Origin of the sequence: Myxococcus sp. AM010, assembly GCF_013372585.1 — a bacterium.
Taxonomy (GTDB): domain Bacteria; phylum Myxococcota; class Myxococcia; order Myxococcales; family Myxococcaceae; genus Myxococcus; species Myxococcus vastator.
The window spans coordinates 1-17,206 of the sequence record NZ_JABXEO010000091.1 but is presented as its reverse complement, the minus strand read 5'-3'; the positions used below and the strand labels follow the sequence as shown (position 1 = coordinate 17,206).

The following is a 17,206-nucleotide window of genomic DNA, read 5'->3' as shown; positions in this document are numbered from 1 at the left end:
TCAGGCCGCGTCTACCACCAGACGTTCGTGTACGGCCGGTCCTTCTCTGAGCGGCCGGCCATCTTCAGGGTGGAGCGGTCCACGCTCTCCTCCCACAGCAGGCTCACCGTGGTGATGGCACCCGCTGAACCGAGGAACGACAGGACGTACGGCGTGGACTGATCGAACCCGCCCAGCACCAGGCCGGAGAGGAGCAGCACCACCGCGCCCACGCCGCCACCGAAGATGTTGGCTCGGACGATTTGAGACGGCGTCGGGTTGTAGCGCATGGTGGCCAACGCCAGCGCACCCGCGCCGATGCCCGGCGCCAGCAACAGCGTGTCCCGCCACGTCTTGCCAGACACGGGCGTCCCGGAGAAGTGGACGATGGCCAATAGCAGCGACGCATAGGCCGCACCCCAGCCCGCGCCGGACGAAATCAGCAAGCCGTCATTGAGCGGGAGCTGTCCGCCGCCAAGGCCCGCCGTGAGCCACGCGCCCAGCTCCGCGCCGAGGAAGGCGGACCACGTCAGGATGCCCGCGTCCTGCGTGAAGAGGTCCATCAGGCCCGCGGTGAACATGCCGCCCACCACCGAGTTGGCGATGCCGAAGGTGGCCATGGGGCGGTCCACCCAGTTGTTGAACTGCCACCACGACGAGGCCCCGAAGCCCAGACCCGCGCCGATGAGCGTGCCCGCGAGCATCGCCTCACGCGAGCTCTTGTCGAAGTTGAAGTCACTGGCGAACGCCTGCGTGAAGAAGCCCCCCAGCGCGCCCAGCGTCGTGTGGTGCACGATGAAGCTGAAGCTGCCCGGGCCGGAGAGGAACGGACCCTGGCGCGGCCTGCCGTCCAGCATCACCCCCGTGTCCTCGATGGGAGGCACGCCCCGCTTCGCCATGGCCTGGTCGTCCGGCGTCAGCGGCGACTGCGGCTTCGTCCGCAGCGAGTCCGGATCCGGAGGCAGTGTGGGCGCGTCACTAGCCGTCGCGGAGTCGTCCGGAGCGCGAGCCGGGTCCTGCGCATCCGACGGTGGATAGGCGTTCTGCGCCGGGGGATAGCCCTGCGGCGGCTGCGCATACGGGTCCACCGGCTGCTGCGTCTGCGGCGGCTGCGCATACGGATCCGCCGAGGGCTGCTGCGTCTGCGGCGGCGCATACGGGTCCGCAGGCTGCTGCGTCTGCGGCGGCTGCGCATACGGGTCCACCGGCTGCGCGGAGGACGGCGGCTGTGCATACGGGTCCACCGGCTGCGCGGACGCCGGCGGCGGCGCATACGGGTCCGCCGGCTGCTGCGGCTCCGTCTGGCGATACGTGGGCTGCGGAGGCGCCGTGTAACCCGCGGGGGCAGACGGTGGCTGCGCGGACCCCGGGGATGGATAGGTTCCGCCAGCCTGCGCCTTCGCGGGCTCCGGAAGGACCAGCGCGAGAGCGAGGGCGGTGATGGGGAGACAGCTCCAGCTTCTCATTGATGACACGCAAGGACTCCTTCGGTCCGGCCGGGCGGCAGAAAACCACAACCTGTCCTCGGGTGCCGGAAATTGGAGTGCCCTCCGACCTTCCCTGTCCCCTCGTTCACAGCCACGCACTTCTTTTCTTCCGCGACGCGAATGCGGCTCGCGTATCAGTGTGGCCCCATGCCTGAAGGCTTCTCGTGGTCCGAACTCGGCGTCGACTCAGCGCGCGTGCAGGTGGTGAAGGACCTCCCCCTCCCCTCCGGCCGCCGCGACTTCGTCCTCTACTGGTGCATGGTCAACCACCGCGCCGAGCAGAACCACGCGCTGGATGCCGCCATCGCCCTGGGCAACCACCTGGGCCTGCCCGTCGTCGTCTATCAGGCCATCCGGCCGGACTACCCCTACGCCTCGGACCGGCTCCACGCCTGGGCCCTGGAGGGGATGATGGACATGGCCGCGGGCTGCGCCGCGCGCGGGCTGCCCTACTGGCTGGAGCTGCCCCGGACCGCGAAGGAGCACCGTCCCCGGCTGGCCTCGCTCGGTCGGCGCGCCGCCGCCATCGTGTCGGACCTGTTCCCCACGTTCATCATCCCGGGCCACCTGCGCGGCGCCGCCAAGGCCCTGGACGTGCCGCTGTTCGCCGTGGATGCGTCCTGCGTGGTACCCATGCAGCGCATCGCCACGCGGCAGGTTGGCGCCTATACCCTGCGGCCCAAGCTGAAGAAGCTGTGGCCGGAGTACCTGGACCTCGCAGTGCCCAACCGCGAGGTGAAGGCCGCCGCGGCCGGACGCAAGCTGGCGCCGGACTTCGCCACCTCGGACGCACGCGAGGCCCGCGAGTCCCTGGACGCCTTCGACTTCGACCACTCGGTGGCGCCCGTCGCGGAGCGCGGAGGACGCAAGGCGGGCCTCAAGGCGCTCCAGGCCTTCGTGAACCAACGCCTGGAGGGCTATGCCGCCGGCCGGAGCGACCCGGGCCTGGCGCAGCAGTCCAACCTGTCCCCCTTCTTCCACTGGGGCAACCTCTTCGCCGGCGAGGCCGCGCGCGCCGCCATCCGCGCTCGCGGCGCTCAAGACGCTTCGGTGCAGGGCTTCCTGGAGGAGCTGCTCGTCCGCCGCGAGCTGGGCTTCAACTACTGCTTCCACACCCCGGGGCCACAGCAGCTCTCCGTGGACTCCCTGCCGCCGTGGGCGAAGGAGACGCTCACCCTCCACCAGGAGGACGCGCGCGAGCACCGCTATTCGTTGAAGCAGCTGGAGACAGCGCGGACCGCGGACGGCCTGTGGAACGCGGCCCAGCGCGAGCTGGTGGAGCGTGGCCGCATCCACAACTACCTGCGCATGCTGTGGGGAAAGAAGATCCTGGAGTGGACTCCCGCCCCCAAGGAAGCGCTGAAACGCATCGCGTTCCTCAACGACAAGTACGCGGTGGACGGCAGGGACCCCGCGAGCGTCGCCAACTTCATGTGGGTGCTGGGACTGCATGACCGCCCCTTCCAGGAGCGGAAGGTGCTGGGCAAGGTGCGCCCCATGAGCTCCCCGCGCACGGCGGCCAAGTACAACCTGGCACCCTACCTGGCGCGCTGGGGCCGCCCGGAGGACCCACCGGTGAAGCTCAAGCGCGTCCGCAAGACGGCAGGCCCGTGAGCAAGCCTGTTGACATCCGCGCGCCCAAAAGTGACACGGCGGTTCCATTCCCGCGCGGGCACGGCTAAACGCTCGAAGCGGGACACCGAGACTTGGAGCCAGCCATGGGAATGATGAAGTTCGATATCCCCCACTCCCTCCCCAAGGAGGAGGTCAAGCAGCGCGTCGAACAGTTGCTCCAGTACTGGGGCGGCAAGTACGGCGTGAAGGCGGACTGGCAGGGGGAAGGCGCGAAAATCGTCGGCAAGGTGATGGGCATCCAGATGGACGCCTCGTTCGTCATCACCGACAAGGCCGTCGAGGGTGAAGGCACCGACCCTGGCATGCTGCTGCGTGGCCAGGCCAAGAGCTACCTGCAGAAGAAGTTCGGCTCGGTGCTCGACCCGAGCAAGAGCCTGGACCAGGTGAAGAGCAGCCTGGACTGACGTGAAGCCCGGGACGCGGCCCCTGCCTCAGCGCAGGGGCTGCTCCTCCAGCGCGGCCAGGGCGTAGCGCGCCGCGCGAGAGATGGCATCCGCCGAGTCCGGCATCTCCGGGTAGTGCCCCGCCAGGGGCCGCTGCGGAAAGCGGAGCTGGGCAATGGCGTTGCGGTAGCTGCGGCGCGCCGCCTCATGGTCCTGCGTGCGCTCGTGCACCTGCGCCAGGAGGTAGTGGCCAATGGCCAGCGTGGGCTCCAGGAACAGGGCCTTGCCCAGCTCGGAGCGCGCCTCGCTCAACTCCCCTGCCTGCAACGCGGCGACCCCACCGAACACCCGCGCCTCCACGCACAGCGGCTCGCGCTGAATGGCCTGCGCGAAGGCCTCGCGCGCCTCGGGGATGCGGCCGGTGAGGGAGAACAGGTTGCCCAGCGTCAGCAGCCCGTCCAAATCACTGGGCTCGTCCGCGAGCAGCCGCTGCACGCCGGCGATGGCCGCCGAGAAATCCCCCTGCGCCATCTTCCGCACCGCCATGGCCAGCCGCTCCGCCGGAGGCAGCAGCGTGGGCCAGGCGGGCACCTCCACGGTGGGCGCGCGCGGCGAGGAGTCCACCGCAGGAAGCTCGGTGGTGATGCGCGGACGGGCGGAGTCCACACTCCCCACCATGGGCAGCTCCGAGGTGACCCGCGCGCGCGCGGCGATGGCCGGCAGCGGCGAGTGAGGCGACACCGCGGGCAGCCGCCCCGGCACCACGGAGCGCGGACTGGAGGAGGCCCCCACCGCCGGCAGCGTCACGCTGGGTGCGCCAGGCGCCGCCACCGCGGGCAGCCGCGTCGTCAACGGGACGTCCTCGGGCTGCATCCGCTTGCGCACGGAGACGTCGGGCTCGCCGGGGTACGGGGTGATGCGCAGCGGCGGCACCCGCATGCTCTTGTCGTTCAGCGGGCGGCGGTACACGAACGCCCCTTCGACTTCGATCATCTCGAAGCGGTCGTAGACCTTGAAGAGGCTCTCCGAGTACCCCAGGAACAACAAGCCGCCTGGCCGCAGCGCGGCGAGGAAGCGGTCCATCAACCCGCGGATGGTGGGCAGGTCGAAGTAGATGATGACGTTGCGGCAGAGGATGAGGTCCAGCGACGACAGGGCCACCTTGTCGAAGACGGGGACGGCCAGGTTCTGCCCGTCGAAGCGGATGTAATCACGCAGCGCGGGCAGCGCCTCGTAGCCCTCTTCCACCGGCTTGAAGAAGCGCGTCAGCCGGTCCTGGTTGATGCTGATGGCCCGCCGCGAGGTGAAGCGCCCCTGCTTCGCGGCCTCCACCGCGGCCAGGTTGAGGTCGGTGGCCCACAGGTCCACCTCCAGCGACAGCGCGCCCAGCTCCGCCAGCACCATGGCCAGGCTGTAGGGCTCCTCACCCGTCGCGCAGCCCGCGGACCAGATGGACACCTTGCGCATCTCCCGCCGCGAACGGGACACCAGCTCCGGCAGCACGCGCTTCTCCAGCGCGCGGAACTGCTTCCCGTCGCGGAAGAACTCCGTGTGCCCCACCGTCACCAGCGGCAACAGCGAGCGCAGCTCCTCTTCGCCGCCCGGGCCCGTCAGGCGCTGGATGTAGTGCTCGGGCTCGTCCAGGCCCAGCACGGGCATGCGCGCGGACAGCGCCAGCCGAAGGCTGTGGAAGCCATCCGGCGTGATTTTCAGCCCCGCGCGCTCCAGCAGCAGCGCGGCGAGTTGTTGCAAGACTCTCTGGCTCGCCGTCAACACACGTCCACCCACTGCATCAGCGCCGCGCCAATCCGGCTCAGTGGCAGCACTTCGTGCGCCGCGCCCATCAACACCGCCTCGCGCGGCATGCCCCAGACGACGCTCGACGCTTCGTCCTGGGCAATGGTCCGGCCGCCGCGCTCTCGTATCTCCTTCAACCCTCGCGCCCCGTCGCGCCCCATGCCCGTCAGGATGACCCCGATACAGCGCGGGCCGAACGACTCCCCCGCGGAGGTCAGCAGCATGTCACAGGACGGCCGGAAACCGCGAAGCGCGGGGCCCGCGTCCAGCTCCAACCTGCCCTCCGGTCTGACCAGGAGGTGACTGCCAGACGGAGCGATGTACACCGCCCCCGGCTCCATGACCACGTCATGTTCGGCCTCGAGCACGCGCAGCGCCGTTTCATTGGCCAGCCAGTGCGCCAGCCCTTCCGTGAAGCCGTCGCTGATGTGCTGGCAGTAGGCGATGGGCGCCGGAAAGGCGCGCGGAATCATCCGCAGCACCTGCGCCACCGCCTTGGGCCCGCCCAGGGACGCGGCGATGGCCACCAGCGGAAACGGCGGCGGCGGCTTCGTGTCGCGCGCTGTCTGCGGAGGCGCCCGCGTGTGCACCTGGCGCACCGCCTTCACCTGCGCCAGCAGCACCAGCCTGCGCGACACGTGCGCCCAGAACTCGGGCCCGGGATTCGCCGGACGCTCCAGCACGTCCAGCGCGCCCGCCACCATCGCCTGGAAGGCCTCCTGGCCGGACAACACCCCGGGGTGCAGCGCCAGCACCGGCACCGGCCGCTCCACCATGACGTGCTCGATGGCGGGCAGCGCGTCCAGCGCGCTCAGGTCCACCAGCACCACGTCCGGGAAGTGCCGCTGCACGGCCACCAGGGCGCCGGCGAAGTCCACCTCCGCCGGCCCCACGGGCACCAGGGACTCCCCATCGAACAGGCCCCGGGCCGCGAGCGCACGCAGCCCCTTGCCCACCATGAGCACCCGAAACGCCATTCCTGCGACCGCCGCGCCACCGCCCAAGCCTGGCTCCTCAGGTCAGCCGGTCGATGGCCTGCGCGAGAACCTCCACGCCCAGCTCACCCTTGACGAGGTACGCGTCCGCGCCCGCATCCAACCCGCGCCGCTTGTCCTCGGGAGAGGCGAGCGACGACAGGATGATGACCGGAATGCGGGCCACCGCGGGCGTCGACTTGAGCCGCCGCGCCAGCGAGAACCCGTCCAGCCTGGGCATCTGCACGTCCGTGAGGATGAGGTCGTAGGTGTTGTTCTGCACCTTCACGTAGGCCTCTTCGCCGTCCTGGGCTTCCTCCACCGAGTGCCCCAGCGCCTTCACCAGCGCCCCTTCCGTGGCGCGGGCAATGGGCGAGTCATCCACCAGCAGCACCCGGAGGCGCTTGGCGGCGGGGGCCTGGGTGACGGGGCGGGCCATGCGGCGCACCTCCGCCATGATGTCCGGGACGTGGAGCAGCACGGCGATGCGGCCGTCCTCCAGCGCCGCGGTGCCGGCGATGAAGGGCGCGCCCTTGAGGAACTCGCCGCCGCAGGGCTTCACGGCCACCTCGCGCTCATCCACGAAGCCGTCCACCACCAGCGCCGCGTGGTCCTCGCCGTGACGCACCACCACCGCGGGCGGCTTGTCGAAGCGGTTGCCGCCGTTGAGGCCGAGCAGCGGCCCCAGCGCCACCAGCGCCGTGGGCTTGCCACGGTGCCGCACGGCCAGCGTGCCGAAGATCTCCAGCCGGTCATCCGGCTTGACGCGCATGACGGCTTCCACGTCCGCGGCGGGCATGCCGTAGACGTCGTCGCCCAGGCGCACCAGCAGCACCTTCATCAACGCCAGTGACTGCGGCAGGCGCAGGGTGATGGTGGTGCCACGGCCGATGCGGCTGTTCACGCCCACCGAGCCGCCCAGCATCTCCACCTTGCGCTTCACCACGTCCATGCCCACGCCACGGCCAGACAGCTCGCTGACCTGGTCGCGGGTGGAGAAGCCGGGGCGGAAGATGAGCTCGATGGCCTCGCGCTCCGACAGCGCCGCGGCCTGCACGGCGTTGATGAGCCGCTTGGAGATGGCCGCCTGGCGCAGCCGCTCCGGGTCGATGCCGCGGCCGTCGTCCTCCACCTCGATGTGGAGCATGTCGCCGTCCACGCGCACGCGGACGCGGATGCGGCCGTTGAGCGGCTTGCCCAGCTGCTGGCGCGTGTCCGGGGACTCCACGCCGTGGTCCACCGAGTTGCGCAGCAGGTGCACCAGCGCGTCGCGCACGTCACCCAGCATGGACCGGTCCACGCCGATGTCGGCGTTCTCGATGACCAGGTCCACTTCCTTGCCCTGCGTGCGCGACATCTCGCGAACGGCGCGCGGGAAGGCGTCGAACACGGTGGCCAGCGGCACCAGCCGGGCCTCGGCCACGTGGTCCGCCATCTTCGCCAGGTTGCCGTGCAGCGTGTTGATGCCGTCGTCGTTGCGGCGCACGAAGCGGAACGCGTCGTCGCGCAGCATGTGGAGGTCGCTCTCCACGCGGTCCAGCTGCTCGCGCACCTCGTTCGAGATGTCGACCACTTCCGCCAGCCGGAGGAAGCGGTCCCCCAGGCGGCTGAAGCGCTCGAACAACGCCTCCGTCTCCGAGCTGCGCAGCCGGCCACGGGCGCTCTCCACCAGCAGGTCGCCCGCGAGCAACCCCAGTGAGTCGAGCACCTCCACGTTGACGCGGATGCTCCGGTCGGCCACCGCGGACTTCGCGGCGCTCGGGGCCTCCTCGTCACGGCCGTGCCCCCCGGCCGCCGGCTGCGCGGAGGCAGCGGCGTGCGCCACCGATTCGGCCCCGGGGGCACGAGGCGGGGACGCGGCCACCGGAGCCTGCACGGGCGGCGCGGCGACGGCCGCCGGTGCCACCCCGGGCGCGGCGACAGGCGGCGGCGCGGGAGGAGGCGCGGCGGGTCGCGCGCCAGCGATGGCCGGCGGCGTCTGACCGGAGACCTCCGCGAGCATGCGGACCATCTCCTCGCTGGCCGGGTTGCCCGTGTTGGCGCCGGACAGGTCTTCATTGAGATCGGACAGGACGTCGCACGCCCTGAGCAGGACGTCGGTGGCCACCTCGGTGGCCGTCTTGCCCTCGCGCTCGGCGCGCAGCACGTCCTCGGCGGCGTGCGCCAGCTGCCCGATGGCGGCCAGACCCAACATGCGGGCCTCGCCCTTCATCGTGTGCAGCTCGCGCGCGACGTCCTCCGCGGCCTGGTCCGCGGTCTCCTTCTCCAGGTCCAACACCCCCAGTTGAATCTTCTGGAGTCGGTCGGCGGTGACCTCCTGGAACTTCTTCAGGAGGGATTTCTTGAGAGCCTCGGTGTCCATGGCCAACGTACGCCCCTCCCCTTCCAGGAAGCGCTAGTCGGCCTTGAACCGCTTGATGAGCTCGGCCAGCCGTCCGGCCAACTGCGTGAGCTCCGCGGCCGCGCCCGTCGCCTGCTTCGAGGCCTGCGTCGTCTGGCGCGTGACGTCCTCGATCTCCGCCATGGAGGCCACCACCTGCTCGGTGGCCGTGCGCTGCTGCTGCGTGGCCAGGTTGATGACGCGGGCCGCGTCGCTCGTCTCCTGGACGCCAGCGAGGATGCCTTCCACGGCCTGCGCGGCCACCGCGCCCAGCTTCTCACCGGACTCCGTGGCGGCCTTGGACGCCTCGGCGGCGCCGGCCGCGGCGGCCGTGGCCTCGCGAATCTCGGTGATGAGGTTCTTGATCTCCTTGGTGGAGTCCAGGACGTTCTCCGCCAGGCGCCGCATCTCCGCCGCGACGATGGAGAAGCCCTTGCCGGCCTCACCCGCGCGGCTGCCTTCCAGCGCCGCGTTCAGCGCCAGCAGGTCGGAGCGGTCCGCGATCTCGTCGATGACCTCCACCACCGTGCCGATGCGCTCCACGCGCTTGGACAGCTTCGCGATGGAGTCCGCCACCGCGACGCCGTCGCTGCGGATCTGCTGCATGGCCTGGATGAACTCACCAATGGCGCCCCGGCCCGCGCGCGCCGCGCCCAGCGTCTCCTCCGCCACGCGCGCCACGCTGCCCGCGTTCTCCGCGATCTGCGCCGACGCGTGCTTCAGCTCCTCCATGGTGGCGGTCGTCTCGTGGATGGCCGCCGCCTGCTCCGTGGAGGACGTCTCATGCTGCGTGGAGGCCGCCAGCACCTGGTTGGCGGACGAGGACAGCCTCAGGGCCGCCTCGTTGATCTCCCGCACGAACGTGCGCAGCGTCTCAATGACCTTGCCGAAGCCCTCCAGCAGGGGCCCCAGCTGGGGGTCTTCCGTGGTGGTGTTCCACCGGGACAGGTCGCCCTCGCGCACCAGGCCGATGAGCGCGTCCAGCGCCTGGTCAATCTCCTGCGCCGCCACGTGCTTGCGGTGCTCGGAGGCCGCGAACTGGTCCAGCACCTGGTTGAGCAGGTGCGCCAGCTCCGCGCTGGACTCCCCGACCAGCTCCTTGGGCACGCGGGCCTGGAGGTTGCCGGACAGCACCGTCAGCAGCGTGTCGGTGATGGCCTTGGTGGATGGCGGGGTCGACGCCGCGTTCGTGGCGCCGGCCTTGGAGGCGGGTGCCTTCCGGGCGCGAGCCTTGCCTGCGGGCTTCTCGTTGGGGGTGTCCAGGGACATGTGTCTCAGTGCCTTCCTTGAGTCCTTGCGGTTTCGACCAGATCGATGAGCAACACGGTGCGGGCCTCTTCCAGGCACACACCGACTGCGTAGGCTGCGGCGCCGGCCGTGGGGGGCATCCGGCGCAAGGAATTGACGGGGATGGAGCGCACGCCGTGCACGGCGTCCACCTTGAGGTGGGCTTCACCCTCCGGGGTGTCGAAGACGATGGCGCGACCGCCGCGGTGGAGCAGGCCCAGCTCCGGCAGCGTGAGGTCCTCCGGCAGCGCGCGGTCGATGCGCAGCACCTGGGACGCATCCGTGCCGTAGAGCGTGACGCCGATGTCGAAGAAGAGCAGGTCCACCTCTTCCTCCTTCTCATGGAGGGCGTCGTCGTTCACCGCGCCACCGCCCGCTGCCGCGCCGTCTGGAGCAGCTTGGAGAAGTTGAGGAGGTTGATGGCCTCCTGGTTGCCGCTGGCCTGCACCACGCCCAGCAGGTGCTCGGCCGCGGCGTCCCCCCCCAGGGGCGGCGGGAGGATCTCCGCCACGGGAATGCGGCGCAGCCCCAGCACCGTGTCCGCGACGACGCCGGCCACGTAGCTGCCCGTGACGCCGACGAACAGGCGGGTGCGCGGGCCGATGCGGGCCTCTCCCTTGGAGAGGAAGCGCAGCAGGTCCAGCACCGGGAGCACCTCGCCCCGGTGGCCGGTGACGCCCATGATGAAGGACGGGGTCCGGGGCAAGGGCGTGAGCAGACCGGCCCGAAGCACTTCGAGCACGTTCTCACTGGGCACGCCCAGGCGCAGGTCGCCCACGCGGAAGCAGAAGAACTCCTGCTCCGGCCGGGCCTGGGCGGCCAAGGCGCGGTCCGGAGCCATCCGGAGTGCTCGCTGGAGGGGAGTCGAGGTCGTGGTCAAGGCGCCAAAGTATCCGGAGGCGGCGAATAGCGGTCAAGAGGACCCGACGGACAGCCCGCCTGGTCGCCGTTTCGATGGTCCGCGCTGCACCAAAGGTGTAGGGTTCCACCGCGAAGCCCTTGAGGAGGACGATGTCGCGCGTACTGGTCATTGATGACAGCCCGATGCTGGTGGAGCTCACCGTCCGGGCGCTCACCGCCGCCGGCTACCAGGCGAGCGGCGCGCAGGACCTTGCCAGCCTCGAGCAGAAGCTCGCCGAGGGGCCGTTCTCGCTCATCCTCATGGACGTCAACATGCCGGAGATGTTCGGCGATGACGTCGTGGAGTACCTCCGCCGGCAGAAGAAGGTCACCGCGAAGCTGGTCCTCTATTCCGACATCTCCGAGGCGGAGCTGGACGGGAAGACCCGGGCTTCGGGGGCGGACGGCTACATCCTGAAGAGCGGCGGGCTCGAAGCCGTGCTCGGCGGGGTCATGGGTCTGATTGGCCCCCCCGCCCTGGGCATCCCCACCGCCGCGCCCGCTCCGGCCGCGGCCCCCGCGGCGGCGCCCACCGCGCCGGCTCCCGCGGCCCCTGTCACCGCGGCGACGGGCGGCCTCAAGCCCGCGCCCACCACGGGCGGGCGCAAGCCGCGCATCCTCATCGTGGATGACAGCGAGATGACGGCCCGCATCATCGAAGCGGACCTGGTGGCCAAGGGCTTCGAGGTCCACGTCGCCGACACCGCCGACAAGGCCACGAAGATCATCCTCAAGAAGCAGACGCGCCCGGACCTGGTGCTGCTGGACGTGCGCATGCCCAACGTGAACGGCGAGCAGTTCTGCCGCTTCATCAAGAGCAACAGCCTCTTCAAGGGCATCAAGGTGCTGCTGTGCTCGGGGGAGAACGTCGAGGAGCTGCAGCGCATCTGCCGCGAGGCGGGCGCTGACGGCTACATCCCCAAGGACGCGGTGATGGGCAACCTGGTGGCCAAGGAGCTGATGCCCACCGGCAACGAGTAGTCCCCGGGGGGCTCCTGTCGGCGGAGGAAGGAACGCCCTCCTCCGCCAGGAGGCGCTACCGGCGCCCGGCCGCGTTCTCGCGCTCTTCCAGCCCGCGCGCGAAGTTGCCCACGATGAGCCCCGGCCGCGCCGCCTTCAGCCGCTGAAGCAGCGTGCGGATGCCCACCGGCTCGCCCCCGGCGCCGCGCTCACGCGCAACGTCCAGGTACTGCAGCGGGTCGATGCACAGCGAGCGCGTCTGCACCTGGTCCACGCGGTACTTTTTCACCAGCCGCTCCAAGGCCCGCACCTCGCCCTCGCGGTCGGTGACGCCGGGGAACAGCAGCAGGTTCAGCGCCAGGTACGCGCCGCGCTCACGCGCCAGGGCGATGGAGGCCTCCACGTCCTCCCAGCCGTACTTCACCGGCTTGTAGTAGGCCTCGTAGAGTTCCTTCACCGCCGAGTTGAGCGACACGCGGACGGCGTCCAGCCCCGCGTCGAAGAGGGCCTCCAGGCCGCGCGTGAGGCTGGCGTTGGTGTTGATGTTGATGGAGCCCGCCTGCGTGCGCGCCCGCATGTAGCAGATGGCCTCGGCGATCTGCTTCCAGCGCGTGAGCGGCTCGCCCTCGCAGCCCTGGCCGAAGCTCACCATGGTGCGGCCCGGCGCGTGCTCCAGGTGGAAGAGGCCAATCTGGCCCATCTCCTCTCCCGTGGGGCCGTCATCCATGCGCTCGTGCGACGCCGGCGGGCCGTCCTCGGGCTGGTCGGAGATGCAGCCGACGCAGCGCGCGTTGCACATGACGGACGCGGGGATGGCGGCCTCGTCACGCACGTAGAAGGTGTTCTGCGACGTGAAGCACCGGTAGAGCATCGCGCACGTCTTGAGCTGCTTCAGCACCCGGTTGTCCGGGAAGCGCGCCAGGTGCTTCGCCACCAGGTCCTTCATGTCCGGCGTGGAGAACCGCTCCGGGTCCCAGTGGGAGCGACGGTCGGTATGGATGGCCCACGCCACCGGTCCCTCTCCCACCCAGGCGGCGGCGGTGTACGCCCACTGCGGCAGCACGGGGCCACTGCCCTTCACCTCGCCGGGGAGGAACGTCCGCGTGTAGCCCGGGGGCAGCAGCGCGCCCACCGCGTTGGGGACAAACGACTTGCCCCCCATCTTCATCTCCCGGACGAGTTCCAGCTCCCCCGTCTCCGGATGCAGCCCCACCGGGAGGCGGCCCGGCAGGTGGACGAGCCGCCCGGCGGAGGGCAGCGCGATGGGCTTGTCCTGCGGAGGAACGAGCTCTTCGCCGCTGCGCAGCGTGGCGAGCAGGTACGGATGTTCCATCACCCGTCCCTTGGGGTCCGCGAATAGGAGCTTCGGGGCAGACGTCATGTCCCGGGTAACTAACACGAGCGGCCCGCGCTTCATCACGCATCGCATCCAACGCCTCGCGTCATGTCTTCAGGGGTGTTTGCCGCGAATGGCGCCCAAGCGGGGCTGTCCGCCCGCGCCTTGATTCCCCCTTGGCCCCTCGTTAGGGTCCGCGCGCTTTTTACGTCCCCCTCTCGGAGGCAGTCGTGATCGTCGGAGTTCCCAAGGAGATCAAAACCCGCGAGTACCGCGTCGGAATGGTGCCGGCTGGCGTGAGCGCCTTCATCGCCGCGGGTCACACGGTCCTGATCGAGACGAACGCCGGCGTTGGCTCCGGCATCCCCGATTCGGAGTTCCAGCGCGTCGGCGCGCAGATCGTCACCACCGCGGACGAGCTCTGGAAGCGCTCGGAGATGATCATCAAGGTCAAGGAGCCCATCGCGCCCGAGTACGCGCGCATCCAGCCCGGCCAGATCATCTATACGTACTTCCACCTGGCCGGCGTGGATCCGGAACTGACCAAGACGCTGCTCCAGAAGAAGGCCTCGGCCGTGGCCTACGAAACGCTGCAGCCGGATGATGGCAGCCTGCCGCTGCTCAAGCCCATGAGCGAGGTGGCCGGGAAGATGGCCATCCAGGTGGGCGCCCGGTGCCTGGAGAAGGCCCACGGCGGCAAGGGCATCCTCCTGGGCGGCGTGCCCGGCGTGCGCCGCGGCCGCGTCACCGTCATTGGCGGCGGCGTGGTGGGCCTGTGTGCCGCCAAGGTGGCGGTGGGCATGGGCGCCGAGGTCACCATCCTCGACGTCAACATGGAGCGCCTCACCTACCTGGATGACGTGTTCCTCGGCCGCGTCGGCGTGCTGGCCTCCGACACGGAGAGCATCGCCCGCTCCGTGCGCGAGGCGGACCTCGTCGTGGGCGCGGTGCTCATCCCCGGCGGCAAGGCCCCGAAGCTCGTCTCCGAGGCCCTCATCGCGGAGATGACCCCGGGCGCCGTGGTGGTCGACGTGGCGGTGGACCAGGGCGGCTGCATCGAGACGTGCAAGCCCACCACCCACGACAACCCCACCTTCGAGGTCCACGGCGTCGTCCACTACTGCGTCGCCAACATGCCCGGCGCCGTGCCGCAGACGTCCACCTACGCCCTCACCAACGTCACCCGCCCCTACTCGCGCAGGATCGCCGACCTGGGTCTGGTGGAGGCCGCCAGGTCCGACCGCGCCCTCGCGCGTGCGCTGAACACCTACAACGGCCACGTCACCTACGAGGCCGTCGCGAAGGACATGGGCTACGCCTACATGCCCATCGCGGACGCGCTCGCCGGCAAGTAAGCCCGGCAAGCAGGCAGACGACGCAGTCGCTGGCGGGGAGGTTCGGATGACGACATCCGGCCTCCCCGTCCGTTATCTCTGCTGGGGAATAAGTTTCCCCGGCCGGCGTCGTGTATTCCCGAAGCGGGCGTCCGGGCGGGTGTCGTGGGATGCCGTTGTTGCCCTGGTTGTTCCCGTGCATACATTTGGCGGGTAAGCGACAACTCATTCCCCTTTTGTTTCGGGCCCTTGGAAGGCGGGACATGTTGGACTTCAGGCAACCCAACCGGACGAAGCAGGAATTCGAAGAGCTGGCGCTCGCCCACCTGGATCCGCTCTATTCGGCGGCCCTGCGCCTGACGAAGAACGAGCGCGACGCCGAAGACCTGGTGCAGGACACCTGCATGCGGGCGTACCGCTTCTTCGACAAGTTCGAGCGCGGGACGAACATCAAGGCCTGGCTCTTCAAGATTCTCACCAACACCTTCATCAACCGCTACCGGCGGAAGGTGAAGGAGCGCACGGTGGTCGAAGGCGTGGAGCGCGAGGCCGTCCACGAGCGCTTCGTGAGCCGGGATGCGACGGACTTCGCGGCCAACCCGGAGCAGTACTTCTTCGACCGGCTCCTGTCGGACGACGTGCTGCGAGCCATCGACTCGCTGCCCATCGACTTCCGGCTGGTGGTCATCCTCGCGGACCTGCAGGAGTTCTCCTATAAGGAAATCGCGGAGATTCTCGAGTGCCCCGTGGGCACGGTGATGAGCCGCCTGTTCCGCGGACGCAAGCTCCTGCAGAAGAACCTGCGTGAGTACGCCGAGGGCCAGGGCGTGTTCCGGCACGACGGTGAGCCGGTGAATGCCCCCGCGGACCTGGAAGAGTATCGCCACAGGAAGAAGACAGGCTAGAAAGCCGTTCCTAGCGCGCCCCATGAACTGCCAGGACCTCGAACGGCTGCTCTATCCGTACCTCGACGGCGAATTCCAGCCCGAGGAACGAGTGGACCTCGAAACCCACCTCTCCGGGTGCGCGGATTGTCGGCGCCGCGCGGAGGAAGAGAAGCAGATGCAGCAGGCGCTGCGGCGAGCCGCGCGCCACTCCGTTTCGGGCATGCGGGCCCCCGCATCGCTCCGGGCCGGCATCCAGGTGGGCCTCAAGCAGCAGCAGCGCCGCGTCCAGTTAGGCGTCTGGCTGCGCGCCGGGGCCATGGCGCTGGTGGTGGTGACGGTGGGCGGCGGCTGGGCCGCGTTCCACGCCGAGCAGCGCCTGAGCGCGGCCAGGACGGAGGCGGTGCAGCGCCACAGCAAGAGCAAGACGCTCCCCTTCGAGATTGCCTCCAACGCGCCGGAGCAGGTGGAGGAGTGGTTCAAGGACAAGGTGGATCCGCGCATCACCGTCCCGCAGCTCCCCAAGGCGAAGCCGCTGGGGGGGCGCATCTCCATCCTCAACGGCCGCGAAGTCGCGTACATCAGCTACGAGACGCTCCCGGACAATGAAGGTGAGCCGAGCCGCCGCCTGGGCGTCTTCGTGCTCCCGGGCGACAACGAGGTCGTCATCCCGAAGTTCCAGGCCCTGCAAGCCGTGGAAGTGGACTCCGCGCAGGGCTTCAACGTCGTCACCTGGCGCGACGACGAAATCGTCTACGAGATGGTGACGGACATGGACGAAAGCGACATCCGCCAGATGCTCGCCGAGCGCGACAGCGGTGAGAAGCTCGCGCGCAAGTCCGTGCCGGAGGCCGACGAGCCGCTGTATTCGCTCCCGCCCGCGTCTCGCGCGCCGCACTCCTGGCCTCCCATCTCCGTGGAGCCGGTGACGTACCCGACGTACCCTCAGTGACGGAAACGTCGGCTGTGTGACGGCGCCTGCCCGCTCCCCGGGCGGCCGGAATTCCGCCCGGTCCGAACATTGACGCTCCCGCGCATGGCCGATAGCCTCGACGCACATCATCACCTTGCGCGTCGCGGCCGGTAGGGCGTTTGCGCGCGCCGCACACCAGGACGGGCCGTCCCTCCATGTCGAAGAAAATCCTGATCGTCGAAAGCGACACCGCGCTCTCCGCCTCCCTGCGTTCGGCCCTGGAGGGCCGGGGCTTCACGGTCGAAGAGACGACCGACGGCAAGGGCAGCGTGGAGCAGATCCGCAGGGAACGGCCGGACCTCGTGGTGCTCGCGGTGGACCTGTCCGCGGGGCAGAACGGCTACCTCATCTGCGGCAAGCTGAAGAAGGACGATGACCTCAAGAACGTCCCCATCGTCATCATCGGCAACCCGGACGGCTTCGCGCAGCACCGCAAGCTGAAGGCCCACGCCGACGAGTACGTCGCCAAGCCGGTGGACGCGGATCAACTGGTGGAGCGCGCGGGGGCGCTGATCGGCTTCCCCGAGCTGCCCGCCACCGAGGACCTCGTCGACGAGAGCCTCACGCTGGACGCGCTCGGCGACGAGCCGATGACGGCGGACTTCGGCGAGGAGATCTCCGTGGAGACCGCGGAGGAGCCTGCCGTCACGGGCGAGGAGCTGGACCTGGACGCCGCCTTCGGCGACCTGTCCGCGCCCGAGGAGACGCCGTCCTTCGAGGAAGAAGTCGTCGTCGCGCCGCCCGAGGCGGTGGTGGAAGGCGTGGAGGAGGACTTCTCCACGCTCGACTCGCTGGGCACCGATCTGGATGATCCGCTGGAAGGGCTGGATGACTCCGACGAGAAGACGGTGATTGGCTTCATCGCCCCCGCTCCCGTGGCCGCGCCTCCTCCCGAGC

The 17,206-nt window shown here is 69.8% G+C and carries 15 protein-coding genes; 7 read left to right on the top strand and 8 right to left on the bottom strand.

Going from position 1 to position 17,206, the window contains the following annotated elements; all coding sequences use genetic code 11:
- Nucleotides 1–11: 11 nt before the first annotated feature.
- Nucleotides 12–1,445, bottom strand: a complete 1,434-nt coding sequence (locus HV826_RS30515; protein ID WP_176420593.1) for a hypothetical protein — start codon at nucleotides 1,443–1,445, stop codon at nucleotides 12–14.
- 168 nt (nucleotides 1,446–1,613) lie between these two features.
- On the opposite strand from HV826_RS30515, the gene phrB reads away from it, so the two are divergent.
- Both phrB and HV826_RS30505 read left to right on the top strand, forming a co-directional pair.
- Nucleotides 1,614–3,080 carry a deoxyribodipyrimidine photo-lyase gene (gene phrB, locus HV826_RS30510; protein ID WP_176420584.1) on the top strand — a complete coding sequence of 489 codons (1,467 nt, stop codon included), beginning with the start codon at nucleotides 1,614–1,616 and terminating at the stop codon, nucleotides 3,078–3,080.
- 104 nt (nucleotides 3,081–3,184) lie between these two features.
- On the top strand, nucleotides 3,185–3,505 hold the full coding sequence (locus HV826_RS30505; protein ID WP_140863501.1) for a polyhydroxyalkanoic acid system family protein: 321 nt from the start codon (nucleotides 3,185–3,187) through the stop codon (nucleotides 3,503–3,505).
- A 27-nt stretch (nucleotides 3,506–3,532) separates the two neighbouring features.
- Here the strand turns inward: HV826_RS30505 and HV826_RS30500 are convergent, their stop codons facing one another.
- The 6 genes from HV826_RS30500 to HV826_RS30475 are packed head-to-tail and all read right to left on the bottom strand — an operon-like array spanning nucleotide 3,533 to nucleotide 10,763.
- Complete coding sequence (locus tag HV826_RS30500; RefSeq protein WP_176420583.1) at nucleotides 3,533–5,260, bottom strand: CheR family methyltransferase; 1,728 nt, start codon at nucleotides 5,258–5,260, stop codon at nucleotides 3,533–3,535.
- Nucleotides 5,254–6,258, bottom strand: a complete 1,005-nt coding sequence (locus tag HV826_RS30495; RefSeq protein WP_176420582.1) for a chemotaxis protein CheB — start codon at nucleotides 6,256–6,258, stop codon at nucleotides 5,254–5,256. The genes HV826_RS30500 and HV826_RS30495 overlap by 7 nt, the downstream gene beginning before the upstream one ends.
- Before the next feature lie 37 nt (nucleotides 6,259–6,295).
- Nucleotides 6,296–8,617, bottom strand: coding sequence for a hybrid sensor histidine kinase/response regulator (locus tag HV826_RS30490; RefSeq protein WP_176420581.1), 2,322 nt, complete (start codon nucleotides 8,615–8,617; stop codon nucleotides 6,296–6,298).
- 33 nt (nucleotides 8,618–8,650) lie between these two features.
- Complete coding sequence (locus HV826_RS30485; RefSeq protein ID WP_176420580.1) at nucleotides 8,651–9,904, bottom strand: methyl-accepting chemotaxis protein; 1,254 nt, start codon at nucleotides 9,902–9,904, stop codon at nucleotides 8,651–8,653.
- A gap of 5 nt (nucleotides 9,905–9,909) precedes the next feature.
- Nucleotides 9,910–10,284 carry a Frizzy aggregation protein FrzB gene (locus HV826_RS30480; protein WP_176420579.1) on the bottom strand — a complete coding sequence of 125 codons (375 nt, stop codon included), beginning with the start codon at nucleotides 10,282–10,284 and terminating at the stop codon, nucleotides 9,910–9,912.
- Nucleotides 10,281–10,763 carry a chemotaxis protein CheW gene (locus HV826_RS30475; RefSeq protein ID WP_176420578.1) on the bottom strand — a complete coding sequence of 161 codons (483 nt, stop codon included), beginning with the start codon at nucleotides 10,761–10,763 and terminating at the stop codon, nucleotides 10,281–10,283. Before HV826_RS30475 ends, HV826_RS30480 begins: the two co-directional genes overlap by 4 nt.
- Before the next feature lie 170 nt (nucleotides 10,764–10,933).
- Between HV826_RS30475 and HV826_RS30470 the strand changes: the two genes are divergently transcribed.
- Nucleotides 10,934–11,803: a response regulator gene (locus tag HV826_RS30470; protein ID WP_176420577.1), complete on the top strand. Its 870-nt coding sequence runs from the start codon at nucleotides 10,934–10,936 to the stop codon at nucleotides 11,801–11,803.
- Between the two features lie 55 nt (nucleotides 11,804–11,858).
- Here HV826_RS30470 and HV826_RS30465 read toward each other — a convergent pair whose 3' ends face one another.
- Nucleotides 11,859–13,163, bottom strand: coding sequence for a radical SAM protein (locus tag HV826_RS30465; RefSeq protein ID WP_176420576.1), 1,305 nt, complete (start codon nucleotides 13,161–13,163; stop codon nucleotides 11,859–11,861).
- Nucleotides 13,164–13,348: 185 nt separating this feature from the next.
- On the opposite strand from HV826_RS30465, the gene ald reads away from it, so the two are divergent.
- The 4 genes from ald to HV826_RS30445 all read left to right on the top strand — a co-directional run.
- Nucleotides 13,349–14,473, top strand: a complete 1,125-nt coding sequence (gene ald / locus HV826_RS30460; RefSeq protein WP_176420575.1) for an alanine dehydrogenase — start codon at nucleotides 13,349–13,351, stop codon at nucleotides 14,471–14,473.
- 242 nt (nucleotides 14,474–14,715) lie between these two features.
- Complete coding sequence (locus HV826_RS30455; RefSeq protein ID WP_013940756.1) at nucleotides 14,716–15,357, top strand: sigma-70 family RNA polymerase sigma factor; 642 nt, start codon at nucleotides 14,716–14,718, stop codon at nucleotides 15,355–15,357.
- 22 nt (nucleotides 15,358–15,379) lie between these two features.
- Nucleotides 15,380–16,288, top strand: coding sequence for an anti-sigma factor (locus HV826_RS30450; RefSeq protein WP_176420574.1), 909 nt, complete (start codon nucleotides 15,380–15,382; stop codon nucleotides 16,286–16,288).
- Nucleotides 16,289–16,464: 176 nt separating this feature from the next.
- The coding region (locus HV826_RS30445; RefSeq protein ID WP_176420573.1) for a PleD family two-component system response regulator at nucleotides 16,465–17,206 on the top strand (742 nt) is incomplete at its 3' end.

Excerpts from the sequence above, each read along its gene's own strand:
- HV826_RS30515 (WP_176420593.1), bottom strand. The coding sequence starts at position 1,445 with ATGAGAAGCTGGAGCTGTCTCCCCATCACCGCCCTCGCTCTCGCGCTG.
- phrB (WP_176420584.1), top strand. The coding sequence starts at position 1,614 with ATGCCTGAAGGCTTCTCGTGGTCCGAACTCGGCGTCGACTCAGCGCGC.
- HV826_RS30505 (WP_140863501.1), top strand. The coding sequence starts at position 3,185 with ATGGGAATGATGAAGTTCGATATCCCCCACTCCCTCCCCAAGGAGGAG.
- HV826_RS30495 (WP_176420582.1), bottom strand. The coding sequence starts at position 6,258 with ATGGCGTTTCGGGTGCTCATGGTGGGCAAGGGGCTGCGTGCGCTCGCG.
- HV826_RS30490 (WP_176420581.1), bottom strand. The coding sequence starts at position 8,617 with ATGGACACCGAGGCTCTCAAGAAATCCCTCCTGAAGAAGTTCCAGGAG.
- HV826_RS30485 (WP_176420580.1), bottom strand. The coding sequence starts at position 9,904 with ATGTCCCTGGACACCCCCAACGAGAAGCCCGCAGGCAAGGCTCGCGCC.
- HV826_RS30475 (WP_176420578.1), bottom strand. The coding sequence starts at position 10,763 with ATGGCTCCGGACCGCGCCTTGGCCGCCCAGGCCCGGCCGGAGCAGGAG.
- HV826_RS30470 (WP_176420577.1), top strand. The coding sequence starts at position 10,934 with ATGTCGCGCGTACTGGTCATTGATGACAGCCCGATGCTGGTGGAGCTC.
- HV826_RS30465 (WP_176420576.1), bottom strand. The coding sequence starts at position 13,163 with ATGACGTCTGCCCCGAAGCTCCTATTCGCGGACCCCAAGGGACGGGTG.
- HV826_RS30455 (WP_013940756.1), top strand. The coding sequence starts at position 14,716 with ATGTTGGACTTCAGGCAACCCAACCGGACGAAGCAGGAATTCGAAGAG.
- HV826_RS30450 (WP_176420574.1), top strand. The coding sequence starts at position 15,380 with ATGAACTGCCAGGACCTCGAACGGCTGCTCTATCCGTACCTCGACGGC.